Source organism: Microcoleus sp. FACHB-SPT15 (assembly GCF_014849525.1).
Taxonomy (GTDB): domain Bacteria; phylum Cyanobacteriota; class Cyanobacteriia; order Cyanobacteriales; family Coleofasciculaceae; genus Symplocastrum; species Symplocastrum torsivum.
The window spans coordinates 88,240-110,342 of record NZ_JACJNU010000064.1 but is presented as its reverse complement, the minus strand read 5'-3'; the positions used below and the strand labels follow the sequence as shown (position 1 = coordinate 110,342).

Here is a 22,103-nt window from a genome sequence, read left to right as displayed (position 1 = left end):
AAAGGAAAGGATAGTGTGATGGAGCGGTAGAATGAGCGATCCTTGTTTGCTGGCAGCAAGTTTATTAACAGCAGGGCCAATAACAGTCCCACCGCCGATAAAGCTTCCTCCAAATTTGCTAGATAATCTCTCAGCCTTGTTTGCCTCAAGCACAACTCAGACATTGCAGGCTGTTGCTGCTCAAAAAGTTGTCCCAATTGTAGAAGTAAACTCTCCTGAATTCAGCCAGTCACGACCAAGCCCAGCCATACTTAGAACAAGCGCTACCTCACAACCTGTCACGGCTGAAGCGGCGACAACACTGGTAAGCAATCAGCAAGCTGTATCAACACCTCAATCAATGATTACTCCAACCTCTGGGAGTCAACTCTATCTGCAACGAGTAGCGGCACTGAAAGCCGGGAAGCTTTATACTCGCTTGCCTTCTAATAGCTTTGAGTCTTTGTGGGCAAAGGGGACAAGTACAGGGACACCACTACAACAACCCACTCATGAACAGTGGAAACTGCTACTAGAACAGGAAGCTAAAGCTGTTGCCAAAGGGCAGGGTTCCAACCGTCTCGCAATTTTGGTGGGAGATTCGCTCTCGATGTGGTTTCCCTCACAGTCGCTGCCTTACGGTCAACTATGGCTCAATCAAGGTATCTCTGGCGAGAATTCTGGGCAAATCCTGAAGCGATTATCTGCCTTTGCTAAAACTCGTCCTAATACAATTTATGTGATGGCTGGGACTAATGATTTGCGTCAAGGTGCTAGCGATCGCGTAATTCTTGATAACATACGTCAGATTGTCCGTCGCTTACGCTCGAATCACCCGCAAGCCCAAGTCGTTGTACAGTCCATTCTTCCTACACGCTTAAGCGCTATTCCAAATCAGCGAATTTATAACCTGAATCAACAAATCGCTGCAATTGCTCAACAAGAAGGTACAGGCTTTCTTAATCTCTACAGCTTGTTTGCCGATGAGCAAGGTCAGTTACAACAGGATTTAACAACAGATGGCATCCATTTGAGCCATCGTGGTTATCAGGTTTGGCAAGAGGCGCTAAACTATGCAGACTCTGTGATGGTTGCAAATCGGAATGGTGGTATTGCTCAAGGATTGGGGACTAGTGACTAGGACTCATGCAGATTCTTCCTAATCTCTAATCCCTAATCTCTAGTTTCCCTAGATGGCTTGCCGTGAGACAAGCTTTTCAATCGTTGCTTGGGTTTGCTCCAATAACTGCTCTCGGCTATCTGCCGCTTTGGTGAGGGTAGGAACTAAGTTACGGGCTTGTAACGCCATGTGAAGCTGAAGCTGCGCCACGTACTCACTGATATCTTCACGGAAGAAATTATTTGGGGCTTGAGCAGAATGCAAATCCAAGGTGTCCTCCTTTGCGAACTCTACGGTGTCATCAACACTCATAGAAGTTATCACGCTATCTTATGGTACTTATGGCTTTGCAATGAAGTTAAACATTTTTGGAGGATAGTGTTAAGAAGCGTAAACTTTTGAAACTGACTTAAGCGAAAAGTAATCGTTCGTAGAAAAACCCTGCTTGGGTGGCTTTCCCCCAACCCCCCCTCTTCACTCTCATCTCCGGTGGGGGACGGAGTGCCTCCCCACACCCCCTGCACAAGGGTTGATCGAGAGGTAGCAGAGGTTAAATTCATTCTTTAAAGTCAGTGATATTCAACTTAAGCCACAAAAACCAATAGCCTTGGACTCTTGAGTCCAAGGCTATCTGTGAGCCTGTATGAATTGCAATAGGTTTATTGTCGATTAGGACGCTGCGTCTTTTACAGCTCGCTTGGCACCTTCGACTGCTCCCCCAACTCTCTCTTGAACCTTATCTACAGCGTTTTTCTTGTCCATGTCATTGGGGTCGCCACCAAAGAATCCTTGGCGAGCATTCAGGTCAAGTGTTTCTGGAATGTTCTCGCCAAGTTCTTTAATGTTCTCTAATCCTGTATCACCAATTGGTCTATCTGGACGGTCGCCGAGGTCTTCAGCTCTCTCTTGAATCCTTTTGATAGTAGCTTTGTCTACTGTATAAGAATCTGCCTCAGCAATCAATGTTCCAGCTTGTACAGAGCTACTGTAGCTGAAAGCAGGAATGACGAAAAAGGCGATCGCTGCTAGGAAGACAGTGATTATCTGACCTAGCTTGATACTTTGAACCCAAGAAATTAATCGATTCATATCAATTCTCCATTGCTTATTTTTGGTGTCAAAGACAATTAAAACTAACTGTCTTTTTCGGTACTTAAAAAGTTTTTTTAAATGACTCTCAGCGTTTTGCTAACGCTAGCTTCGATTTTCTGGCTTTTTTAAGTAACTCTGTGAATAGTAAAAAAATATTAAGTAACATGACATCTTCCTTGAGGTGGGTTCTGATTTGAAGGGAGATTACCTTAAGGATTGAGGAAGCGATCGCAGCCTGTGAAACCAGAGAAGGAACATCTCTTTCCTTATTAATGCAGTTGCCCTTGTAGTAAGGGCTAATTAGAGTTTTGCAATTGAAATTGAAATCTAAAATGAACTCTTGTTAGAGAAGGCACCGAAGGCGTTACTGCATCGCCAGAAAATAGAGACTAGAGCATCAGTAAGACCGACTTTCCCAGCGTTTCACAAGACAGCGATACGGTGATTCTGCTAGTTGAGGAGGTAGAAGGCGATCGCGCTTCCGGAGTTCAGGAAAATGCTTATGCTCTAGCCGCAGGAGGCTCTAGAGAACGTTGTATTGCACTCAAACCTACCTCAGCAACCAGTGCAAATACGGCAACAGGAATTGCCCCAACGAGAAGAATGGCATTGTCGTAGAGCGAAAAGCCAAGCACAATAAAGCTACCTAACCCTCCTGCACCAATAAAAGCGGCGAGTGTAGCGCTGGCAATGACTTCCACTGTCGCTGTTTTGATACCAGCAATGATTACAGGTAAGGCTAGGGGAATCTCCACCTGTTGCAAGACTTGCTGGGGTGACATTCCCATCCCATTAGCTGCCTCTCGAATCGCTGGATCGATATTGCGAAAGGCAACATCAGTGCTAATGAGAATTGGGGGCATCACTAGCAGCGTAAGAGCGATCGCAGCAGACGTGAATGTCAGACCAAAATAAGGAATCGCGACAAATAAAATTGCCAAGCTGGGAATGACCCGCAAAGCATTAAAGCTATTAATTAATACTGTAGAGGCTGTACGCGATCGCGAACTGAGAAGCCCTAGTGGTAAACCTAGCCCCAACCCAATCGCAAGCGGTACCGCCACTAGTAGCAAATGCTGCCACAATGCCTCAGCCAGTTTATCGGAATTGCTAGCCGCATACTCCAGCGCTTTCGCGAATACATCCATAAATGCCTAGTTTTTGCCAATAAATGTAACCCTTCAGCTTTCAGCTATTAAATCATAGGCATCTTTCCTGTCAGCCACTTATCTTACAACCCACAATTCTCTACACGATCAAAAAGACCACTCCCAAAGAAGCCACCAGCGACAAACCCACTCACAAATACCCATCCCGGCAAATGACCTTCGGGTGCATCAAGTGTAAAAATCAAGTTTTTATAGCCAACCCAGGAGTCTTGTAGACGCCAGCCAACATTGTCGCCAAAATATTTCCACGTTTCTACATCAGCGTTCTGAGTCGTCTCCTCAATAGTCTGCCAAATACGCTTTTGGGTACTAAAGCCAAAGCGTCCGTTGCTGTACTTTACCCATAGTTGGTCAATAGTACGCAGATCTTGACAAGGGAAGGATTGCATGTCTTCTTCTCGCAGCCAGCCTTCGTCTTCACGACCGGATGCCTTGAGCATTGCCGCTTCAGTTTCTCGGTCAGCCTTCTGCCATTTTCCTTGGGCAAGTAGATCACGTAGTCGTGTGTAGTCTACTTCCCGCTCAGAATCAAGGTTATCCGTTAGATTTTTTAACTGATTATCAAGATCGACACGCGCCAATTCAGTGACGTTTGAGTCTTGAGCAGGAAGGTAGCTTACCAGAGCATTGAACCGCATTTCAATCGGCGCTACATCTTCATTCCTAAGACTCAAAACCTGCTGTAAGTCCTTCAACTCATTGCGGGTGTAGTCACTTAGTGGGTTTTCATGCTGAATTGCCTCGATTAGCGCCTGCTCATACTCGTGCAATTTTTTCTTGTACTCTCGGTAAGGCTTAATAACTTCCGCTTCAATGATCGATGCTTCCTCAGGTGAAAGTCCAAAGCTTTCTCGTCTTGCATTCAAGATTCTACGACCCACCGGAGAAATTCTTCCAGCATGGACATAACGCTCTACTTCTTTGCGATACTTCAGCTTGGGGTCGCCCGTAGAGACTTTGGCGATGATGATTTTATACCCTTCCTTAACGGTATAAATTTCTGGTTTCATTGCTGGAGCCGCTTTCTGGACTTTGATATTTGCGTACTCATGCAGCTCATCTACCGAAATCACATCATCTTCATCTAAATCTGCTGCTCCTGTCTCAATCCCCTCGACTAAGTAACGGGTGTAAACCGAGAGATCTGAGCCTTGCTGCTCAAACGAGTATTGAGTAGATGTTGAAGAGGTAAGGACAACCCGTCCTTCTCCACCCAGTTGTCTTTTCACATCGACTGAACTGTCATCTTTGGCAACCAAGCCTTCAGCAAATGCACCACTAAAGCAACAGTCGAGAATCACTACCTGTCGATTTGCACGGCTATCAGCCATTATCTCTTGGACAAACCTCGCTGCGATCGCACTTGACCGAACTAATCCTCCCCACTCATTTTTGCGAGTAGCGCGACTTGCCAAGTAGAGGTTGCCATTTTCATCCTTAACACCGTGACCAGAGAAAAACAGCAATAAGAGGTCATCCCGTCTACGACCTCCAAACAAATGCTCGATTGCTGTCCCCATCTCCTGCGGTTCAGGATCGAGAAGTGGCGAGACTTCATCAAAATCGCCCAGATCTGGATGCAGCAAAACACGCTGCATTGCTTCCACATCTTTTACAGCAGCAGGAAGTTGGTTGAAACCCGCTCCATACTGGCTGACACCAATCAGCAGTGCCAATTTAGCCATCTACAACTGTCCTAATTTGATGCTAAAAAATCCTTGGCTGCCTCAACAGCGGCAGCTAACTCTTGCTGAGAGTAAGCTGTAATCTCTAGTTTTCTACCATTGTCTTCTACTTTTAGCTCAATCGGCTTCCCAGACAGCCGTTCCCAGATAAAGTCCAGTAGTGCCTTGATATTTTTGGCATTGACTTCAGCCGTGAGCAATCCGACCAAAAATGCTGCATCTAGGGGCTTGCTGCCTGCGGGTGGGTTGGGATCGGGTACGCGAGACACTTGCTCGACTTCATCCAACTCACCCATTTGTTGAAACAGACGCTGAGTGAGTGTTTCCAGTTCTTCAGGATCGAAATCAGGAACAGAATTACTCAAATCAAGCCTGACATCTAATTCAGCAGAACCTTTCGGAGCGATCGTTACTTGAACGTTGGATGTACTCGCCATTCCCCACCTTTTATCCTGGCTATTATTCACTACAAGCCTAGCGAAATCTTGGCTGCTCACAAACGGCGTTGTGGAATATGAAGTGTCGCTTTTTGGGTAGAGGCGTTGGCAAAAATCGCGATCGCATTCCTTGCTTCTTCAAACCTGACAGCCTATCAAGTAAAAACTCTCCTTACACAGACTTAATCCAAAGAGATACATTTCTCTCCCCCCGCTTCCCCAAACCACGATAACTATTACTTCGGCATTTGCCAAACTTTAATCGTATTGTCAGCACTAGCACTCACTAACTTCTTGCCATCCGGACTAATCGCCAAGGAATTTACTGAACTCGAATGACCCATGAAGGTATAGATTTCTTTTCCCGTAGCGAAATCCCAAATTTTAATCATATTGTCAGCACTAGCACTCACGAGTTTCTTGCCATCTGGACTAATCGCAAGGGGTCTAACTGAGCTAGAATGCCCGCTAAGAGTACGAACTTCTTTCCCAGTCGTGAAATCCCAGATTTTGACTGTATTGTCAGCACTGGAACTGACTAATTTATGACCATCTGGGCTAATTGCTAGCCAATTAACCGAGCCTGAATGTCCAGTGAGAGTGTAGAGTTCTTTTCCCGTAGCGAAATTCCAAATTTTGATGGTATTGTCAGCACTAGCGCTCGCTAATCGTTGACCATCTGGGCTAATAACAACGTAATTAACATAGCTAGAATGTCCAGTCAGGGTGCGAAGTTCTTTTCCTGTGCTAAAGTCCCATATTTTTAGGGTCTTATCCGCACTACCACTTGCTAATTTCTTGCCATCCGGGCTAATAGTAATGTAATTAACATAGCTAGAATGTCCAGTCAGGGTGCGAAGTTCTTTTCCTGTGCTAAAGTCCCATATTTTTAGGGTCTGGTTAGTGCCACCAGTAACAATAGTTTCCCAATCCGGACTGATTGCAAAGTAATTAATTGGTATAGAGTATTCGAGAATAGTTCGGATTTCTTTTCCACTAATGAAATCCCAAACCTTAATCTTCTTATCCGCGCTACTACTCACTAATGCCTTACCATCAGCACTGATTAAGAGGTAATTAACATAGCTAGAATGCCCATCAATAGTGGTAACGAGAGAGAGAGCTTTCGGATTATAGCTTTGGTAAATTTGCCAAGTTCCGTATCCTCCTAATCCGACAGAGAGACCAACTACCCATCCAAGAAGCCATTTTCCTTGAAAATTTATAAACTTGTTAGGATTTTCTCTACTTTTTGAAGGCAAGTTCTCTACAGATGCTTGACTTGTAGTAGTTTCATCTAGGTTAGTTAGGTTCTGAGGCTGAGATAATTCTTGAGAAATATTAGCTAATTCCTCTAAAATCTCTTGTGTATTTTTCGGTCGATCGGCTGCTGCCGGAGCCATTAGCTTATCAATAAAATCGGCTAATCGTTGGGAAACATCCAGAGCATATTTTCGCCAATTAAATTTACCTGTTAAAGGATCATAAATCATTTGATCTATTGCTTCTTTGCCTGTGAGCAAATAGACAAAAGTACGTCCTAATGCATAGAAATCTGATTGCGGTACAGCATGACCCATTTCTTGTTCTGGAGGTGTGTAGCCAGCAGAACTAATTTTGGTAACATTACCAGAACCACCAACATCAGCTAGGTAAGTAGCTGTCAATTCTCTAGCGGTACCAAAGTCAATAAGTACCAGTTGCCCAGAGGCGCGGAGCATGATGTTCGTTGGTTTAATATCACGATGGAAGTAATTTTTTTGATGAACGAGATGCAGAATCTGTGCTATCTGTTTGAGCCAGTTAAGCGCTTGCTTCTCGGTAATTGGATGATTGCCTTGCTGTTTCATCCACTGCCTTAAGTCAGGACCATCAATTTTTTCCATGATGATGCAGTGTACTGGCTCATCGTGATTTCTGGGCAGAAACTGGAAGTACCCATCTGGCTCGACTCTAGGGATACCAGGATGATTGAGCTGGCTTAATACGGCTGCCTCTTGTTGGAATAGCTCGATAACTCTGGGGTTATCGTTATGCTTTGGTTTGAGGACTTTTAGAATTTTGGGAATCGCGCCATTATAGGCTTCATAAACTTTGCCAAAGCCACTGTTATCACTCAAAAGACGCATGACTTGATAGCGCCCTTGCAGTAATAAATCTGACCCACAGTTGCGACAAACGCGATTGTTAAGGTTGCCTGGGTCACTAGGCTGAGGACATCTAGGATTGATACAGTAGCTCATGGCTACTACCCTACAGGTAATGGTTGTATCCCAATAGTAAGATGGGGTTTGCTAATCATCTACGGTAGGAAATATTACAAATTTTGAGGCTTTGCGTCTTCAGAGATTTTCGCCTAACTCAGTGGGTAGGCTCTAATTAACATAACTTCCCGTTCGGGGGCCTAGGGACGGGTGAATAGTGCAGCACGGCGGAAATAACTATCCCGTTAAAAAAGTTTGAAAAGCTTACTGTGCAAGCTTTCTTCCCTTCTGCTCTCTGCCTCCTATCTTCTGCCTTCTTGCACTAGTTACTGAGCAAACGTTCTAGTACCTAATGCTTAATCCCTATTTTCAACATAGGTTTGTCTAATCATAAAGGTTGAACAAACTGCACTAAAATTCATGTTGAAACTGTTAATCTGTAAAGAACCATTTCAAAAAGCCTAGCTGAGTAAAGATTTATGATCGGCGTTGCTGCCTCAGACTTGCAACCACCCCAATGCTATCAGCATCAGAACCCTGTTCCTTCATCGCAACAGCTAACGGTATTCTGCGATTTTGATGGTCCTATCATTGACGTTTCCAATCGCTACTACACCACCTATCAGTTAGGGTTAGCTGATACCCAAGCGTTCTATCAAGTCCAAGGCATTAGCTTGCCCATCCAGCAGCTTACTAAACATCAGTTCTGGCAGATGAAGCAAGATCGTGTGCCGGATGTAGAAATTGCAATGCGCTCAGGTTTACACGGAGAGCAAATTGATTTCTTTTTGGGGCGAGTGATTGAGATTGTGAATCAGCCTGCCTTGTTGAGTCAAGATAAGCTTCAGCCCGGAGTAAGTTGGGCGTTAGCATTGCTGCATTCTCAAGGTGTGCGGTTGGTGTTAGTGACGTTACGTTGTCAGGCACAAGCCACTCAAATCCTAAGAAATTATGGCTTGACTCGGCTATTCAGCGGCATCTACGGAACCTGCGATCGCGATGCGGCTTATCAAAATTATGCTGATGGGAAAACACAACTGCTAAGCCAAGCACTCGCTGAACAATCTCTACTAGCTGGTCATCCCACATCAGCGTGGATGGTAGGCGATACAGAAGCCGACCTGATCGCAGGGCAAACCCTTGGGATTCCTACAATCGCGCTCACCTGCGGTATTCGTTCCCACTACTACCTCAAGCAATTTCAGCCGACTCGCGTCCATAGCGACTTATTGGCGGCTGCCCATGACATTTTAGAGAGTGTTCGCTCAGGTCGAGGATAGAAACTTCAGTAGTCAACACTCTCCAATCACGAGCGACCACTGACTACTGACAACGAGAGAATAACGTTGAACGCGAAAGACGTTTTATCCGATCCCTACGGTTGCTCAACTAACTTCATCTGCTCCCACCAACGATTGAGCGGATAGTAAACAACAGGTGCCCAGAGGCTACTGAGAATCGCTGAGGAGAGGGCAATACGCTGATGATCAGTCCAAATTTCTGCAAGAGTGCGATCACCAAGAAGACTGTATTGAATCGCGGTTACAGTCTCTCCAACCACCGCCATCCCAAAAACAATTAATGCCACCGAAATAAAATCTTCCTGAATATAGCGCTCCTTCTGAATTCGACCCGTCAAGATTCCTACTAACGCAAGACTTAAAACATGAGTTGGGTGGGGTGAAGTCATGCCATCTTGAATCAGCCCTAGTACTAGCCCTGCTAATGCACCCTGAAGGGCTGTCCGTTTGAGGCTCCAAGCAACAACCCAAATCAAGAGCCAATTTGGAGCGATTCCCAGCAATTCCATCCCCGGTAAGCGTGCTGGTAAGACTATCAAGCAGAGGATGACCGAAGCAGCAGTCACTGCCCAATTAATAATTTGACGAGCCCAGGGTGAAAACTGAGAAACGTTGTTCATTGGTCGTTAATCATTAGTCGTTAGTCACCAGTCATTAGTAAAGGACTAATGATTAATGACTGTTCATTCAGGATAGACAACGACCCACTCCAGGTAACTAACGGGTGCAGTTAGCTCAATTACTGCCTCTGGAGCAGGACTTTTGTCAAGATTTACAGACTCTACCCGCCCTAACGGCAAGCCGGGGGGGAAAAGCTTGCTTACAGGCGAGGTTGACACAACATCACCACGACGAACATCTGGCACCTTATCAAAAAACTGTAGTACAGCCCGATTAGACCCTTGTCCTCGTAGAAAACCCATACTGCGACTGCGGCTAACTACTGCACCTACATGACTCGTAGCATCGCTGATTAGTAAGACACGGCTGCTATTGGGTGTCACACTAACAACTCGACCCACTAAACCGCCAGATCCCATCACAATAAAGCCAACCTTGATTCCATGCCCGCTCCCTCGACCAAGAGTTACCTGTTGCCACCAATGATCAGCACTACGTCCGATGACTGGAGAAACAATCCCTTGCTGTTTCTGAGTTTTTGCATAATCCAGTAGCTCTTTTAGCTTCTGGTTTTGGCTTTCAAGTTCGACTAACTGCTGCTGTAGTTCCAAGACTCGCGCGTTGGTGAGGCGCTCTTCTGGTGTTGGACTTAACTGGAAGGGACGAGTCATTAATTGGTAAGCCTCAAAGAGTGCTGCCCCTTGAGTTTGGCGAACCAACCAGGCAGCACTCAACGTTAGTCCTCCCAGCACAATGGCTACCCCATGTCGATCCCACCAGCGACGTAGTATAAACATAGCTTATCTATCAATAGCCAGCATTTAGCTGACTTGTGAGTTCCGAACGTGCAGGTAGACGACTCATTTGGCTAAGAACAAGACTCCTCAAGGCTAACATTTGCTCGCTGACCACTATAGATGGCGGGAACGTCCACTGAACACCCGCTCTAGTTGTTTGAAATTCTCCAGAACTCGACCAGTTCCCAAAACCACGCAACTTAGAGGATCGGCAGCTACATGAGTCACAATTCCGGTTTCATGGCTGATGAGGGTATCTAGTCCCTTCAGCAATGCGCCACCACCGGCTAGCATAATGCCCCTGTCGATAATGTCTGCTGCTAGCTCCGGAGGTGTCCGCTCTAGCGTGCGTTTCACTGCGTCAACAATCACTGAAAGCGGTTCGGACATACTTTCACGGATTTCTGGTCCTTTGATTGTGACTGTTCGTGGCAAACCAGAGAGGAGGTGTAAGCCCCGCACCTCTAAGTTGACATCATCATCGTTATGAGTTGGGTAAGCTGAACCAATCTGAATTTTGATTTCTTCAGAGGTACGTTCCCCAATTACCAAGTTATGAACCTTCTTCATGTACTGGGTGATTGATTCACTCAGTTCATCTCCGGCAACACGGACGGATTCACTTAAGACCGTTCCTTGTAAGCTAAGCACCGCCACTTCGGTTGTGCCGCCGCCAATATCAATGATCATGTTGCCTGTTGGCTCTGCTACCGGTAGCCCAGCACCAATCGCTGCTGCTACTGGTTCATCAATCAAGTAGACATCTCTTGCCCCTGCTTGAGATGCTGCTTCCATTACCGCCCGTCGTTCGACACCTGTAACACCACTGGGAATGCCAATGACAATCCGTGGTGAAACCAAAGTTCTGCCTTCATGAACTCGCCGAATAAAATGCTTAAGCATCAATTCTGCGGTATCAAAGTCGGCTATCACGCCATCGCGGAGAGGACGAAGGGCAACCACATTACCTGGGGTTCTGCCCAACATTTTTTTCGCATCCTCACCCACGGCTAGCGGAACTTTTAAGTCTTGGTCCATGGCGACTACGGAAGGCTCTTGTAGCACAATGCCTTTACCGGATACATATACTAAAGTGTTAGCAGTACCCAGGTCTATACCCATGTCCCGTGATAGGGAAAAGCGACTGAAAAGACCCACTCGTTTCTACGCCCCCAAAGTCAAATGTTGCTGTGTATGACCAAAATGTAACTGAACCGTAACCGAGGTGGATTCTATTACGTTTCTTGAGCTGAGTCTAGTGAGGTAGAGCAATTCATTCACACAAATCATCAACAACTAAGTTGAAAGTATCATTCAGCGTCGAGAATCTGTCATCCGGAGAAAGTAAAATCGAGTATATTCGTTCCTTACCAAAAGTTTGGATAACTCAAAGAAAGTTAGTGATTGCCTGAGATTTGCGCTGATTCGCTAAAATATTATTTACACTATCAGTACACTTGTACTAAAAAATATGAGCCTTAATGTTGTCAATTTAGTTGGTCGCGTGGGTGGAGACCCAGATGTCAAGTATTTTGAGTCTGGTAGTGTTAAGTGTAATCTAACGCTAGCCGTGAACCGTCGTAGTCGCAATAACGATCAGCCGGATTGGTTCAATTTAGAGCTATGGGGTAAGACGGCGGAAGTAGCGGCTAACTATGTACGCAAGGGTAGTTTAATTGGCGTACAAGGTGCCCTGAAGATTGAGACGTGGAGCGATCGCGCAACTGGAGCCAATCGCTCTAAGCCAATCATTAAAGTAGATCGACTAGATTTGTTAGGCTCCAAGCGGGATACAGATTCTAGTGCTGTGGATGGCTACAACGATGCAGAGTTTTAAGGAAGAGTTTTCTCTTCTTTATTTCCCCACTCCTGGATTAGTAGCTAATTTGCAGCGTTACTGAGGCTTGTACTTCTTGCTCACCGCCAATGATTGGCGTGTTAGCTACTTGATCGCTAGCAAAAGCCGCTCTTTCCAATACAGGCATTGGTGGGGGTGGGGTAGCTCCGTTAACTTGAATGTTAACAACCTCCTTCCGACTCAGATTTAAGCTACTCAAAACCGCATCGGCTTGCCTTTGAGCATCCTGAGTAGCTTCGCGAAGGGCTTGTTGTTGAGCAGCTGCGATCGCTTCATCAGCGGCGGTAAAGCTCACGCTATCAATCCGTGTTGCCCCAGCTTTGACGGCATCATCTAAGAGCGTACCCGCTTGCTCGGTAGACGTGCGAAAGCTCACTGTATTGGCAGCCGAATAACTGGTGAGGCGTTGCACGTTGTTCTCGTAGCTATAAATTGGGTTGAGCCGAACACCAGTTGTTTGTAACTTTTCTACATTACGCGATCGCAATAACTCGACAACCGAAGCAGATCGACGTGCCACTTCCTGCTGAACGCCAGTAGCGGTTTCTCCCTGAACCTCAACACCTAACTGTACTTGTGTTGCTGTTGCTGGAATCGTTTCAACACCTCGACCTGTAACAGTTAGGGTGCGTAAGAGTCTTTCTTGTGCGATCGCTGGATTGCTCAACGACAGAGTCAAAAGCCCTACCAATAGGGAAATCGTCTGTAACCGCCCAGCAACTTTAGAGCAGCAACCAGATAGAAACGCTTGAGTCATAGGAATAGATTCTCCTCACTTGAGAGATGACATAACTCTGCAAGGCAGAGCTACTTAGGCTTCTACTGTGCCACGGTAGTGAGTTGAGATTTGAAGTAGTTACAGTTTTAGCAACTGAGGTACTGTGGCTGAGTGATCTAACCGCTACTACTCTTTAACTGATGGCTTACTGGCTACTCAAAAGCGAACCTCAAGATTATTCCTACGCCAATTTAGAGCAAGAGGGACGCGCCGTTTGGAATGGGGTCAAAAATCCCCTTGCTCTCAAACATCTCCGCACAATGCAACCAAGAGACAAAGCGTTCATTTATCACACGGGTAAAGAGCGGCAGGTGGTTGGGGTTGCTGAAGTTGTGACTCTGCCTTATCCTGATCCCGCACGCAATAATCCTAAACTCGTCGTCGTGGACATCCAAGCTGTGCGATCGCTACCCCAACCCGTTACCCTAGCCCAGATCAAGCAAAATAATAACTTGACTGATTTTGACCTCATCCGCTTGCCCCGGCTTTCGGTTGTCCCTGTGCCTGTTGAGTATTGGCAGCAAATTTTACAACTTGCTGGCGAATAAACATGAACACAAGGTTCGCTCATTAGCACTCTTGACCGCTCGGATAGGTTGTTGCCCGACTCTTAAACCTCAGCGGAGTGAAGTTTTGGTATCAAATTTAACAGAAAACAGAACAAGCCCGATAAAGGCTTGATTCTATTAAGAAGCTTGTAGAGTAGAAAGAATGATTTCTTCGCAACTAATGGCTGATGCAACTGCCTGGGTAAATTTTTTTGACCCAACCTACTCGCTCCCCTCTTTGTATACTCCACAGTCGCTACTTGCAGCGGCAGCTACCAACGAAGCAGAAAGCAGTTCACTAATATTGGCAGGAGTGCTGCTGAGTTTAGTCGTCATCTACTTCGCGAGCAAAGTAGGGGGTGAACTTTGCGCTCGGATTAACCTACCACCTGTATTAGGGGAACTAGTAGGCGGTGTCGTTGTTGGAGTATCTGCCTTACACCTATTAGTTTTTCCGGAAGGCGGCGCAGGCGGTACTGACTCTCTAATTATAAATATTCTGCAAGCGACCGCTGGTCTCAGCCCAGACTCAGCTCTATCAGTATTTCAGGCTCAGAGCGAAGTCATTTCAGTCTTAGCTGAACTGGGTGTAGTAATTCTGTTGTTTGAAATTGGTCTGGAGTCCGATCTCCAAGAACTCATTCGTGTTGGTCCTCAAGCGGCAGTTGTTGCTGTTGTTGGCGTAGTTGTCCCCTTTGCGGCTGGAACTGCTGGTTTAATTTATCTATTTGGCATTCCAGTTGTACCTGCCATTTTTGCTGGTGCAGCGTTAACGGCAACAAGTATCGGCATTACAGCGAAAGTCTTAGCAGAAATCGGGCGTCTTAGTTCCAAAGAAGGTCAGATTATTATTGGCGCTGCCGTTCTTGATGATGTTTTAGGCATCATTGTCTTGGCAGTTGTCGCGAGTTTAGCCAAGACAGGCGAAATCGTCATCAGCAACGTTATCTATCTGATTATTAGCGCTAGTGTCTTCCTAGTTGGTTCAATTTTAATAGGTCGCTTCTTAGGACCTTATTTCGTCGCGTTAGTCAATCAGATGAAGACTCGTGGTCAGCTGTTGCTGACTGCACTGATTTTTGCCTTTCTCCTGTCTTATGTTGCTGCGGCTATTCAATTAGAAGCAATTTTGGGAGCCTTTGCAGCGGGACTTGTTCTAGCAGAGACAGATAAGCGCCGTGATTTGGAAGAACAGGTGATTCCCGTTGCCGATATTTTGGTGCCGATTTTCTTTGTAACCGTGGGTGCAAAAACTGACTTGGGTGTTCTAAATCCAGCGATTCCTAGCAATCGGGAAGGCTTGATTTTAGCAATTTTCCTGATTGTGGTCGCGATCATCGGTAAGGTAGTTACTGGTTTGTCAGTGTTTGGTCAACCCGGAATCAATCGGCTAGCTATTGGAGTTGGGATGATTCCTAGAGGCGAAGTGGGGTTGGTTTTTGCGGGTGTCGGCTCAGCGAGTGGGGCACTAACAGAATCCACTGAGGCAGCGATTATTATGATGGTCATTTTGACCACTTTTATTGCTCCTCCCTTGCTGCGGCTTGTGTTTCAGGAGTCAGAGTCGGATACTACCTCATCAGAAGAGTCGGTTTGATCGTGTCAGCGAGTTCTTCATGCGATTGGGCGAAGCGCAGCAGCTTTGGAGTTAGCGAAGCGGCTCGAAAGGAGCAAGCGCAGAGCGAGATGGGACAAACTGCTAAAACTCAATAGAGTTAGCAGAAGTTGAACCAACTCAAAAAGCGAAAGAGAAATTTGTAAATCCTGATTTTTTGAGCAAATTGAACGGATTGCATCGACCCAGCAGACATTAGAGCGATATTCTTGATTTGGAAAAACCCGTGTATACTATTTTTCCTGAAACTTAAATTTGCCAGTCTACGTCCCAGAGGGTTGACTGTCCAAGTAGACAGATAACTAGTGGTATGCATTGTTGGGTGCAGCAAAAAAGCTTGAGTCAGGGTAGGAACAAGAGCGTAATGGGACTTTTGGATTTGTGCAAACAACCGGAAGAAAATGTGGCAAGTCACATTTTCACTCTTGTAACTTCTAGATAGTAGGATGCATTGCCAATTGACAAACCGCTCAACGATGCAGCACCGCGCTTTCAACAGGAGCAATAATTGTGAGATTTCGCTGGCTACTGATACTCTCCAGCTTTTTGACTGTTTTTCTTTTTTCCGCTGCTGCACAAGCACGTCAACTTCTTACTTGGCGCTTTGAGAGCAATCAAAACCGATTGGTGTTTACCACGGATGCTGGGGTTCAACCCAGAGCGCAACTGATTGCTAACCCAACGCGCGTAGTCATTGATTTACCAGGGATTGCTCTGGGACGCCCTACGGCAAATCAACGGGTAGGTGGCGCGATTCGGGAAGTTCGAGTCGGGCAATTTGAGAATCAGACCACTCGGATTGTGATTGAATTAGCTCCAGGTTACACCCTAGATCCAACACAGGTAAAATTCCGGGGAATAACATCGAGTCAATGGTCGGTGCAATTACCAACACCTGAGCGGATAGCACCGTCATCCAACCAACCACCACAAAGCCGATTACCTCTGCCACCAGCTACTAACTCCTCAGGTAATCAATCCTCCCAACAAAGACCACCTTCGTCGGGAACACCCAATCGACCGGTTCCCACAGTTCCCTCTGGTCGATTGGCGACGATTCAGTCGGTTGAACTGGCGAATAATCAGACTCAACTGGTGATTCGAGCGAATCAACGGGTGAGAGCCACGAGTGTTTGGGATCGAGCCGCCAATGCCTATCGAATCACTATCCAAGGCGCTCAACTGGCTGATAAAGTCAGAGGCCCTGAGCTTGATTCCAACAGCCCTTTAACACGGGTTCAAATCCGCCAACAAGACCCGCGCACGGTTGTGATTTTGGTACAGCCTGGTGCAGGTACCCAAATTGGCGAACTCAATCAGCTTAATGATGAACTTCTGGCGCTGCAACTGCAACCAGGCAGAGGCTCTGGCTCCTCACAAGTGATTGGAGCGATTCCTGTGCCAGCGCCAGAGAGGACAACACCACCAGTCAGGGCGACACCGCCAGCTTCAATGCCTCGTGTTCCCAACGGTCGTATGGTTGTCATGATTGATCCAGGACATGGTGGCAAAGACCCTGGAACTATTGGCATTGGCGGTGTACAAGAGAAAAATGTGATTTTGCCGATTTCCCAAGAGGTGGCGGCGATTTTGGAGCAACAGGGTGTCCAGGCTGTGCTGACCCGAACATCTGACTATTTTGTCAGCCTTGAAGGACGGGTGCAAATGGCAGACCGAGCCAATGCTAATTTATTTGTTAGCATCCACGCGAATGCCATCAGTATGAGCCGACCTGATGTGAATGGATTAGAGACGTATTACTACTCCAGCGGTCAGCGTCTTGCCCAGACAATCCACAACAGCATTTTACAAAGTGTCGATGTTGGCGATCGCAGAGTTCGACAGGCACGGTTTTATGTGCTAAGAAAATCCTCAATGCCGTCTGTATTGGTGGAAGTTGGTTTTCTTACGGGTCGTGATGATTCCGCGAAACTAGCAAACCCTAATTATCGCTCTCAAGTTGCACAAGCGATCGCTCGTGGTATCCTCCAGTACATTCAGCAGAATAGTTAAACGTCAAAAGATAAGCAAACATCGGTGTCCAACTTTCCCGCCTCCTACCCCAGCGACTCTCTTCGAGCGAATGCATCCGACTCCTACACTGGTAAACCTTCCGTTGAGGAAAGCTTGAAACCTCTGTTTGAGGCAAAAGAAGAACCAACACGGCATCGTATCGGTGTTTTTGACAGTGGCGTTGGTGGTCTCACTGTTCTGAGAGAACTCTATCGCCAGCTACCGAACGAATCGATTCTTTACTTTGCTGACACAGCGCGGCTACCCTACGGGACAAGGTCAAGTCGGGAAATTGTGCAGTTTTGCTTTGAGATCTTGAGCTGGATGGTGCAACAGGATGTCAAAATGGTTGTCCTTGCCTGTAATACCAGCGATGCCTTAGCCTTAGACGCTTTACGCCGTGAGTTCAATCTCCCAATTCTGGGGCTAATTCTACCGGGGGCGCGTGCAGCTGTTCAGCAAGGTCGTCGCATTGGGGTGATTGCTACCCCAGCGACGGCAGCCAGCAATGCTTATCGACGGGCAATATTGGAAGTCGAAGCAACGGCTCAAGTCTGGCAAGTTGGCTGTCCAGAGTTTGTACCATTGGTTGAGCAAAACCGCGTGTATGACCCGTATACTGCCGAAGTTGCCCAACAGTACTTAGCTCCTTTGCTACAGCAGCGAATTGATACACTCGTTTATGGTTGTACTCACTATCCGCATTTATCACCTATACTGCGGGAGATTCTCCCCCCACATGTCAAGCTTGTAGATCCAGCAGAACATGTTGTGTCGGCTGCGGCTCAAGAGTTAGATTTGATTGGATTGAAAAATACTTGGTCCCCTCTACCGACTCGATTCTGTGTCAGTGGCTCTCCGCAACAGTTTGCAAAACTGTCACTACAATGGTTGGGGTGTACGCCATCCGTCGAAAAAATACAGCTCTCAACCGCTTCACCCTCACCGATTCCGCTAGAACCAGTAGATTAAAATTCCAAGCTCATGTAAACTAGTCTTCTATTGCCGTTTCTAATAAGCGTCGTCGGGAGCTGACTGGTTGATTCGCTCTCAATTACCAGTTTCTTTAGAGGCTGCAACTTCGAGTTGATCGGAGCTATTAGGTTCACCCTCCTTAGCGCTCCGTTTTAAGGATTTTCCTTTAGGGAAATAAGCTAACGAAGCACCTTGACTAGTGTGAAGAGCCCAGCGTTCAACCTCGTCCGTTTTAGAAGATTGCTCTGTTGCCACATAGGGTGCATAAGCATCAACGGCTGAGTTGGCAACATATCGAGAACCTTTTGTTGTCCGTTGCGCCAACATCAACAGTAAATAAATTGTTAATAAATAACCAGTCGCTAGTAGAGGAATAATTACAGGCATATCCGTGTTAAACATAGTCTGGACAGGAGGTAGAAGAATGATGAAGATTTCAATAGCAGTTTTGACAACAGCCTTCTTAGACCCGTTCAAGGTTTAGGATACTGTTGTTATTAAGAGTTTTTAGGGAGATAGAGCATTGTCCCTATCCCCTTCCCTAATTCCCTCTAGTCAAGCTAAGCTGTTGACCAAGAATCTCTACCCAAGCTTTCCTCCAAAGGGAAGCGGGAAGGCTGTATACTATGTCTGACGAATGACTTACCTTAATGAAAACACTAAGTTGTCATCCTGTAACATCAGGCTATCTCTGCCTATCAATCTCTTCTAATCTGAAGCCTAGGAAGAATAACCCTAACCCGTCACTTCAGAATTAATAAATTTATGAATTTTTTGAAATCCTTAATTATTAGATTAACACAAGAAACCTGGGGATCTGCACCCATTTTTTTATCTACTTAACAAGTCTACATAATCACTTTGAGGATTCTCCAGCCATGCTGTTAGAGAAACAAGCTTTCCTCAAGAGGACGCTTAGCTTAGAATTAAGGAAAGAATATGTAAAGTTTCGTAACCTAATCTCTGAGTCGGCTAATCCATGACCTCAGTTACCTCCCTCTTTGCCCCTGTTGAAACAGACTTGTGTATACTCACCGAAAACCTAAAGAACCTGGTAGGTGCCCGTCATCCCATACTGTATGCCGCAGCCGAACACTTGTTTGGGGCTGGAGGAAAGCGGGTAAGACCAGCAATTGTCCTATTGATTTCGCGGGCAACAATGCTGGGACAGGAGATTACCCCGCGCCATCGGCGTCTAGCAGAAATTACGGAAATGATCCACACAGCAAGTCTGGTGCATGACGATGTCGTCGATGAGTCAGAGGTTCGTCGGAATGTCCCGACAGTGAATAGCCTTTTCAATAACCGTGTTGCGGTACTGGCTGGAGATTTTTTGTTTGGTCAATCCGCTTGGTATCTGGCTAATCTTGACAACCTAGAGGTGGTCAAGTTGCTGTCAGAAGTTATCAAGGACATGGCAGAAGGGGAAATTCAGCAAGGGCTGAATCGATTTGATACAACCACCACCATTGATGCCTATCTAGAGAAGACCTACAACAAAACAGCTTCATTGATTGCCAACAGCGCTAAGGGGGCTGGACTACTGAGTGGTGTCTCAGCGGAGATTGCTACAGATTTGTACTACTATGGGCGTTTTATTGGCTTAGCCTTCCAGATTGTCGATGATATTTTGGACTTTACGGCTTCGACAGAAGCGTTAGGTAAGCCCGCTGGCTCGGATTTAATTAGTGGCAACCTCACAGCCCCTGTTTTATATGCTCTTGAAGAAAAGCCTTACTTGGAGGTGCTAATTGAGCGCGAGTTTGCCCAACCGGAGGATATTGAGCAAGCGATCGCACTCGTTATGGAAAGCAGAGGCATTGAGCGCTCCCGTGCCTTAGCCGCACAATACGCCGAGACTGCCGTACAACGCATCACTCAACTCAAACCCTCAGAGTCGTCTAAAGCGTTAGTTGACTTAGCTGACTACGTTCTGAGTCGCCTATATTAAGCTAGCTTTGCAGGAAGCACTCCTTAGTGGTAAAGGCGACGTGAGGAAAGTAGTGTGCTAAAACTTACGGAGAATCACTACAGCGTAAGTACGAATTGTTCAGTCTAAAATTTACTAAAACTTCATATTGGAGAAATCTCTGAACAAGGGTTAGTCTTGCCTCAAGTGCTTTACTCAAGCCTGTTTGGGCAAGAGCGGACTCAAGCAATATCCGGAGGCAGATTGCTAGGATATGACCTAGGTACTGACCGGATTTGTTGCAGCTGCGTTTGAATCAACTGTTGTAGGTTATCTCGACGCACCTCTATACCAGCCGTTAGATTACCAGGTGTATCAAAGAAAACTATGCTAGTAAGGGTTTCGATCGCTAACATCTGAAACAAAATGTGAGTGACTGGCACCGTAACAGCAAGAACTTCAGGGTCTGAAACCGACTGAAAATCAGCCGCATCTTTAAGAGTAGGAAACGCATAAATTACATTTTTCTCAATCTCAGGCTGGGCGCGATTACTCAGAGTCGTTAACACCCAACCCTGGTCAAGGGTTTGAAGAATGTAGTAGTCCGAATTTTCTAGCTGGCTAGCAACGAGTGTGAGTACGGGTGCGATCGCCTTAATTGCTTTAGGTGTCGTCCCATCTTGCGGTGCATTATCAACCAAGACTTGAATTTGTTGTTCTAAATCCATAAAGACTCAACTATAGAGCATGATTTGCTGCTATGTATGAGTCTAAACCTAGACAATTCAGTCAAGAAAAATGTGTGTGTTAGGGTCTTTGTTAATTAACAAACATTATGATGGAAGTCTGCCAGGGCGTGGAGGCAATATTTCAACTGCTGTTTAACGAATTCCGGCAGTCTACTCGTGCTTCCGAGCAGACCTGTCGCAATGTCGCAGCACGTTTAGCCAATGAAGTTACGCGAATCTGTACCGAAAGTAATCGGATTCAAACTTCTGGAGACGTTGATAGCTGGGCGCATACCCTCGCAAATCTGCGGCTCAAGCAAGTTTTAAGCTACTACAAACTAGGGTCGCATCGGGGACGGGTAGAACTCCAGAGTACTCTCAGTGCGATTGTCTACCGCTACATTACGCCTCCTCAGGCACCTGCAAGTTACCAGGCGCGGTTGACCCTGATTGAAGATTTCTTACAGGGATTTTATGTAGAAGCCTTAAATGCCTTCCGGCGGGAAAATACGATTGAGGCAGGCTATCGTCCGCGAGCGCTTTTGGAACTAGCTGAATACATGGCGTTTACTGAGCGTTACGGCAAGCGACGTATTCCCTTACCCGGTCGTCGGTCTCAACAATTACTCATCCTCAGAGCACAAACCTTTTCCCAACAGCAGCCGCCCGAAACGTCTGTCGATATGGACACAGCAGCGGAAGGAGGGTCACCAGAGTCTGATACGACCTGGAATGATGCTGCCATACAGCAGGTACGGGAGATGATGGTTGCCTCTGAACCGGAACCCCTAGAAGCAAATCTCCGGGACACGGTAGTTGAGGAACTACTGAAGTATCTAGAAGAGCGTCAGCAACAGGATTGTGCTGATTACTTTACGCTGCGCTTGCAAGACCTGCCAGCGAGTGAGATCGAGGGGATTTTAGGACTCACCCCCCGGCAGCGAGACTATTTACAGCAACGCTTTAAATATCATCTCATTCGCTTTGCCCTCTCTCACCGTTGGGAGTTGGTTCATCAATGGCTGGAAGCCGATTTAGAAAGAAACCTTGGATTGACGCCTTTGGAATGGCAACTGTTTCAGGACAAAATTACTTCTGGGCAGCGGGAATTACTCGGACTCAAGCAAAAACGATATTCCCATTTTGAAATCGCTCAAGCTCTAGGTTGTACGGTCACTCAGGTCGAAAAGCGATGGTTTAAGTTACTTGAAATTGCCTGGGATATTCGCAATAGTTCAGTATCCGGATCTGGTGCATCTCAAGATGAATAGTGA

The 22,103-nt window shown here is 46.3% G+C and carries 21 protein-coding genes; 9 read left to right on the top strand and 12 right to left on the bottom strand.

Annotation, left to right across the window (positions count from 1 at the left end; genetic code table 11):
• Positions 1 to 31 precede the first annotated feature (31 nt).
• Positions 32 to 1,120: a GDSL-type esterase/lipase family protein gene (locus tag H6F98_RS27580; RefSeq protein WP_192221928.1), complete on the top strand. Its 1,089-nt coding sequence runs from the start codon at positions 32 to 34 to the stop codon at positions 1,118 to 1,120.
• Between the two features lie 48 nt (positions 1,121 to 1,168).
• Here H6F98_RS27580 and H6F98_RS27575 read toward each other — a convergent pair whose 3' ends face one another.
• The 6 genes from H6F98_RS27575 to H6F98_RS27545 form a co-directional block, all read right to left on the bottom strand.
• Positions 1,169 to 1,411 (bottom strand): hypothetical protein, encoded by a 243-nt coding sequence (locus H6F98_RS27575; protein WP_242058725.1) that lies wholly within the window; start codon positions 1,409 to 1,411, stop codon positions 1,169 to 1,171.
• Between the two features lie 357 nt (positions 1,412 to 1,768).
• On the bottom strand, positions 1,769 to 2,188 hold the full coding sequence (locus H6F98_RS27570; RefSeq protein WP_192221927.1) for a hypothetical protein: 420 nt from the start codon (positions 2,186 to 2,188) through the stop codon (positions 1,769 to 1,771).
• Between the two features lie 503 nt (positions 2,189 to 2,691).
• Positions 2,692 to 3,339 carry an ABC transporter permease gene (locus H6F98_RS27565; protein ID WP_192221926.1) on the bottom strand — a complete coding sequence of 216 codons (648 nt, stop codon included), beginning with the start codon at positions 3,337 to 3,339 and terminating at the stop codon, positions 2,692 to 2,694.
• Positions 3,340 to 3,422: 83 nt separating this feature from the next.
• Positions 3,423 to 5,045, bottom strand: a complete 1,623-nt coding sequence (locus H6F98_RS27560) for a caspase, EACC1-associated type (RefSeq protein ID WP_192221925.1) — start codon at positions 5,043 to 5,045, stop codon at positions 3,423 to 3,425.
• Positions 5,046 to 5,056: 11 nt separating this feature from the next.
• Entirely contained in the window at positions 5,057 to 5,482 is a 426-nt protein-coding gene (locus H6F98_RS27555) for a hypothetical protein (protein ID WP_192221924.1), read from the bottom strand.
• Positions 5,483 to 5,718: 236 nt separating this feature from the next.
• Positions 5,719 to 7,725 carry a serine/threonine-protein kinase gene (locus H6F98_RS27545; RefSeq protein ID WP_192221922.1) on the bottom strand — a complete coding sequence of 669 codons (2,007 nt, stop codon included), beginning with the start codon at positions 7,723 to 7,725 and terminating at the stop codon, positions 5,719 to 5,721.
• A 440-nt stretch (positions 7,726 to 8,165) separates the two neighbouring features.
• Between H6F98_RS27545 and H6F98_RS27540 the strand changes: the two genes are divergently transcribed.
• Positions 8,166 to 8,966 carry an HAD family hydrolase gene (locus H6F98_RS27540; protein ID WP_192221921.1) on the top strand — a complete coding sequence of 267 codons (801 nt, stop codon included), beginning with the start codon at positions 8,166 to 8,168 and terminating at the stop codon, positions 8,964 to 8,966.
• 95 nt (positions 8,967 to 9,061) lie between these two features.
• On the opposite strand, the gene mreD is transcribed toward H6F98_RS27540, so the two are convergent.
• From mreD to H6F98_RS27525, 3 genes are all read right to left on the bottom strand, one after another.
• Positions 9,062 to 9,607 (bottom strand): rod shape-determining protein MreD, encoded by a 546-nt coding sequence (gene mreD, locus H6F98_RS27535; RefSeq protein ID WP_192221920.1) that lies wholly within the window; start codon positions 9,605 to 9,607, stop codon positions 9,062 to 9,064.
• A 63-nt stretch (positions 9,608 to 9,670) separates the two neighbouring features.
• Positions 9,671 to 10,405 (bottom strand): rod shape-determining protein MreC, encoded by a 735-nt coding sequence (gene mreC, locus H6F98_RS27530; RefSeq protein WP_192221919.1) that lies wholly within the window; start codon positions 10,403 to 10,405, stop codon positions 9,671 to 9,673.
• A gap of 114 nt (positions 10,406 to 10,519) precedes the next feature.
• Positions 10,520 to 11,527: a rod shape-determining protein gene (locus H6F98_RS27525; protein WP_192222034.1), complete on the bottom strand. Its 1,008-nt coding sequence runs from the start codon at positions 11,525 to 11,527 to the stop codon at positions 10,520 to 10,522.
• A gap of 349 nt (positions 11,528 to 11,876) precedes the next feature.
• Between H6F98_RS27525 and H6F98_RS27520 the strand changes: the two genes are divergently transcribed.
• Positions 11,877 to 12,242: a single-stranded DNA-binding protein gene (locus tag H6F98_RS27520; RefSeq protein ID WP_192221918.1), complete on the top strand. Its 366-nt coding sequence runs from the start codon at positions 11,877 to 11,879 to the stop codon at positions 12,240 to 12,242.
• Positions 12,243 to 12,279: 37 nt separating this feature from the next.
• On the opposite strand, the gene H6F98_RS27515 is transcribed toward H6F98_RS27520, so the two are convergent.
• A complete protein-coding gene (locus H6F98_RS27515) occupies positions 12,280 to 13,020 on the bottom strand; it encodes an SIMPL domain-containing protein (protein ID WP_192221917.1) in 741 nt (246 codons plus the stop codon).
• Between the two features lie 161 nt (positions 13,021 to 13,181).
• On the opposite strand from H6F98_RS27515, the gene H6F98_RS27510 reads away from it, so the two are divergent.
• From H6F98_RS27510 to murI, 4 genes are all read left to right on the top strand, one after another.
• Positions 13,182 to 13,589 (top strand): EVE domain-containing protein, encoded by a 408-nt coding sequence (locus tag H6F98_RS27510; RefSeq protein ID WP_192221916.1) that lies wholly within the window; start codon positions 13,182 to 13,184, stop codon positions 13,587 to 13,589.
• Positions 13,590 to 13,752: 163 nt separating this feature from the next.
• Positions 13,753 to 15,186, top strand: a complete 1,434-nt coding sequence (locus tag H6F98_RS27505) for a cation:proton antiporter (protein ID WP_199348992.1) — start codon at positions 13,753 to 13,755, stop codon at positions 15,184 to 15,186.
• Between the two features lie 528 nt (positions 15,187 to 15,714).
• On the top strand, positions 15,715 to 17,217 hold the full coding sequence (locus H6F98_RS27500; RefSeq protein ID WP_192221915.1) for an N-acetylmuramoyl-L-alanine amidase: 1,503 nt from the start codon (positions 15,715 to 15,717) through the stop codon (positions 17,215 to 17,217).
• A 123-nt stretch (positions 17,218 to 17,340) separates the two neighbouring features.
• Positions 17,341 to 18,189, top strand: coding sequence for a glutamate racemase (gene murI / locus H6F98_RS27495; protein WP_242058734.1), 849 nt, complete (start codon positions 17,341 to 17,343; stop codon positions 18,187 to 18,189).
• A gap of 78 nt (positions 18,190 to 18,267) precedes the next feature.
• Here the strand turns inward: murI and H6F98_RS27490 are convergent, their stop codons facing one another.
• Positions 18,268 to 18,579 (bottom strand): hypothetical protein, encoded by a 312-nt coding sequence (locus H6F98_RS27490; protein ID WP_192222048.1) that lies wholly within the window; start codon positions 18,577 to 18,579, stop codon positions 18,268 to 18,270.
• Positions 18,580 to 19,171: 592 nt separating this feature from the next.
• Here H6F98_RS27490 and sds point away from each other — a divergent pair.
• Positions 19,172 to 20,143: a solanesyl diphosphate synthase gene (sds, locus tag H6F98_RS27485; protein WP_192221914.1), complete on the top strand. Its 972-nt coding sequence runs from the start codon at positions 19,172 to 19,174 to the stop codon at positions 20,141 to 20,143.
• Between the two features lie 200 nt (positions 20,144 to 20,343).
• Here the strand turns inward: sds and H6F98_RS27480 are convergent, their stop codons facing one another.
• Complete coding sequence (locus H6F98_RS27480; RefSeq protein WP_192221913.1) at positions 20,344 to 20,829, bottom strand: hypothetical protein; 486 nt, start codon at positions 20,827 to 20,829, stop codon at positions 20,344 to 20,346.
• Between the two features lie 107 nt (positions 20,830 to 20,936).
• Between H6F98_RS27480 and hetZ the strand changes: the two genes are divergently transcribed.
• Positions 20,937 to 22,100 (top strand): heterocyst differentiation protein HetZ, encoded by a 1,164-nt coding sequence (hetZ, locus tag H6F98_RS27475; RefSeq protein WP_192221912.1) that lies wholly within the window; start codon positions 20,937 to 20,939, stop codon positions 22,098 to 22,100.
• Positions 22,101 to 22,103 lie beyond the last annotated feature (3 nt).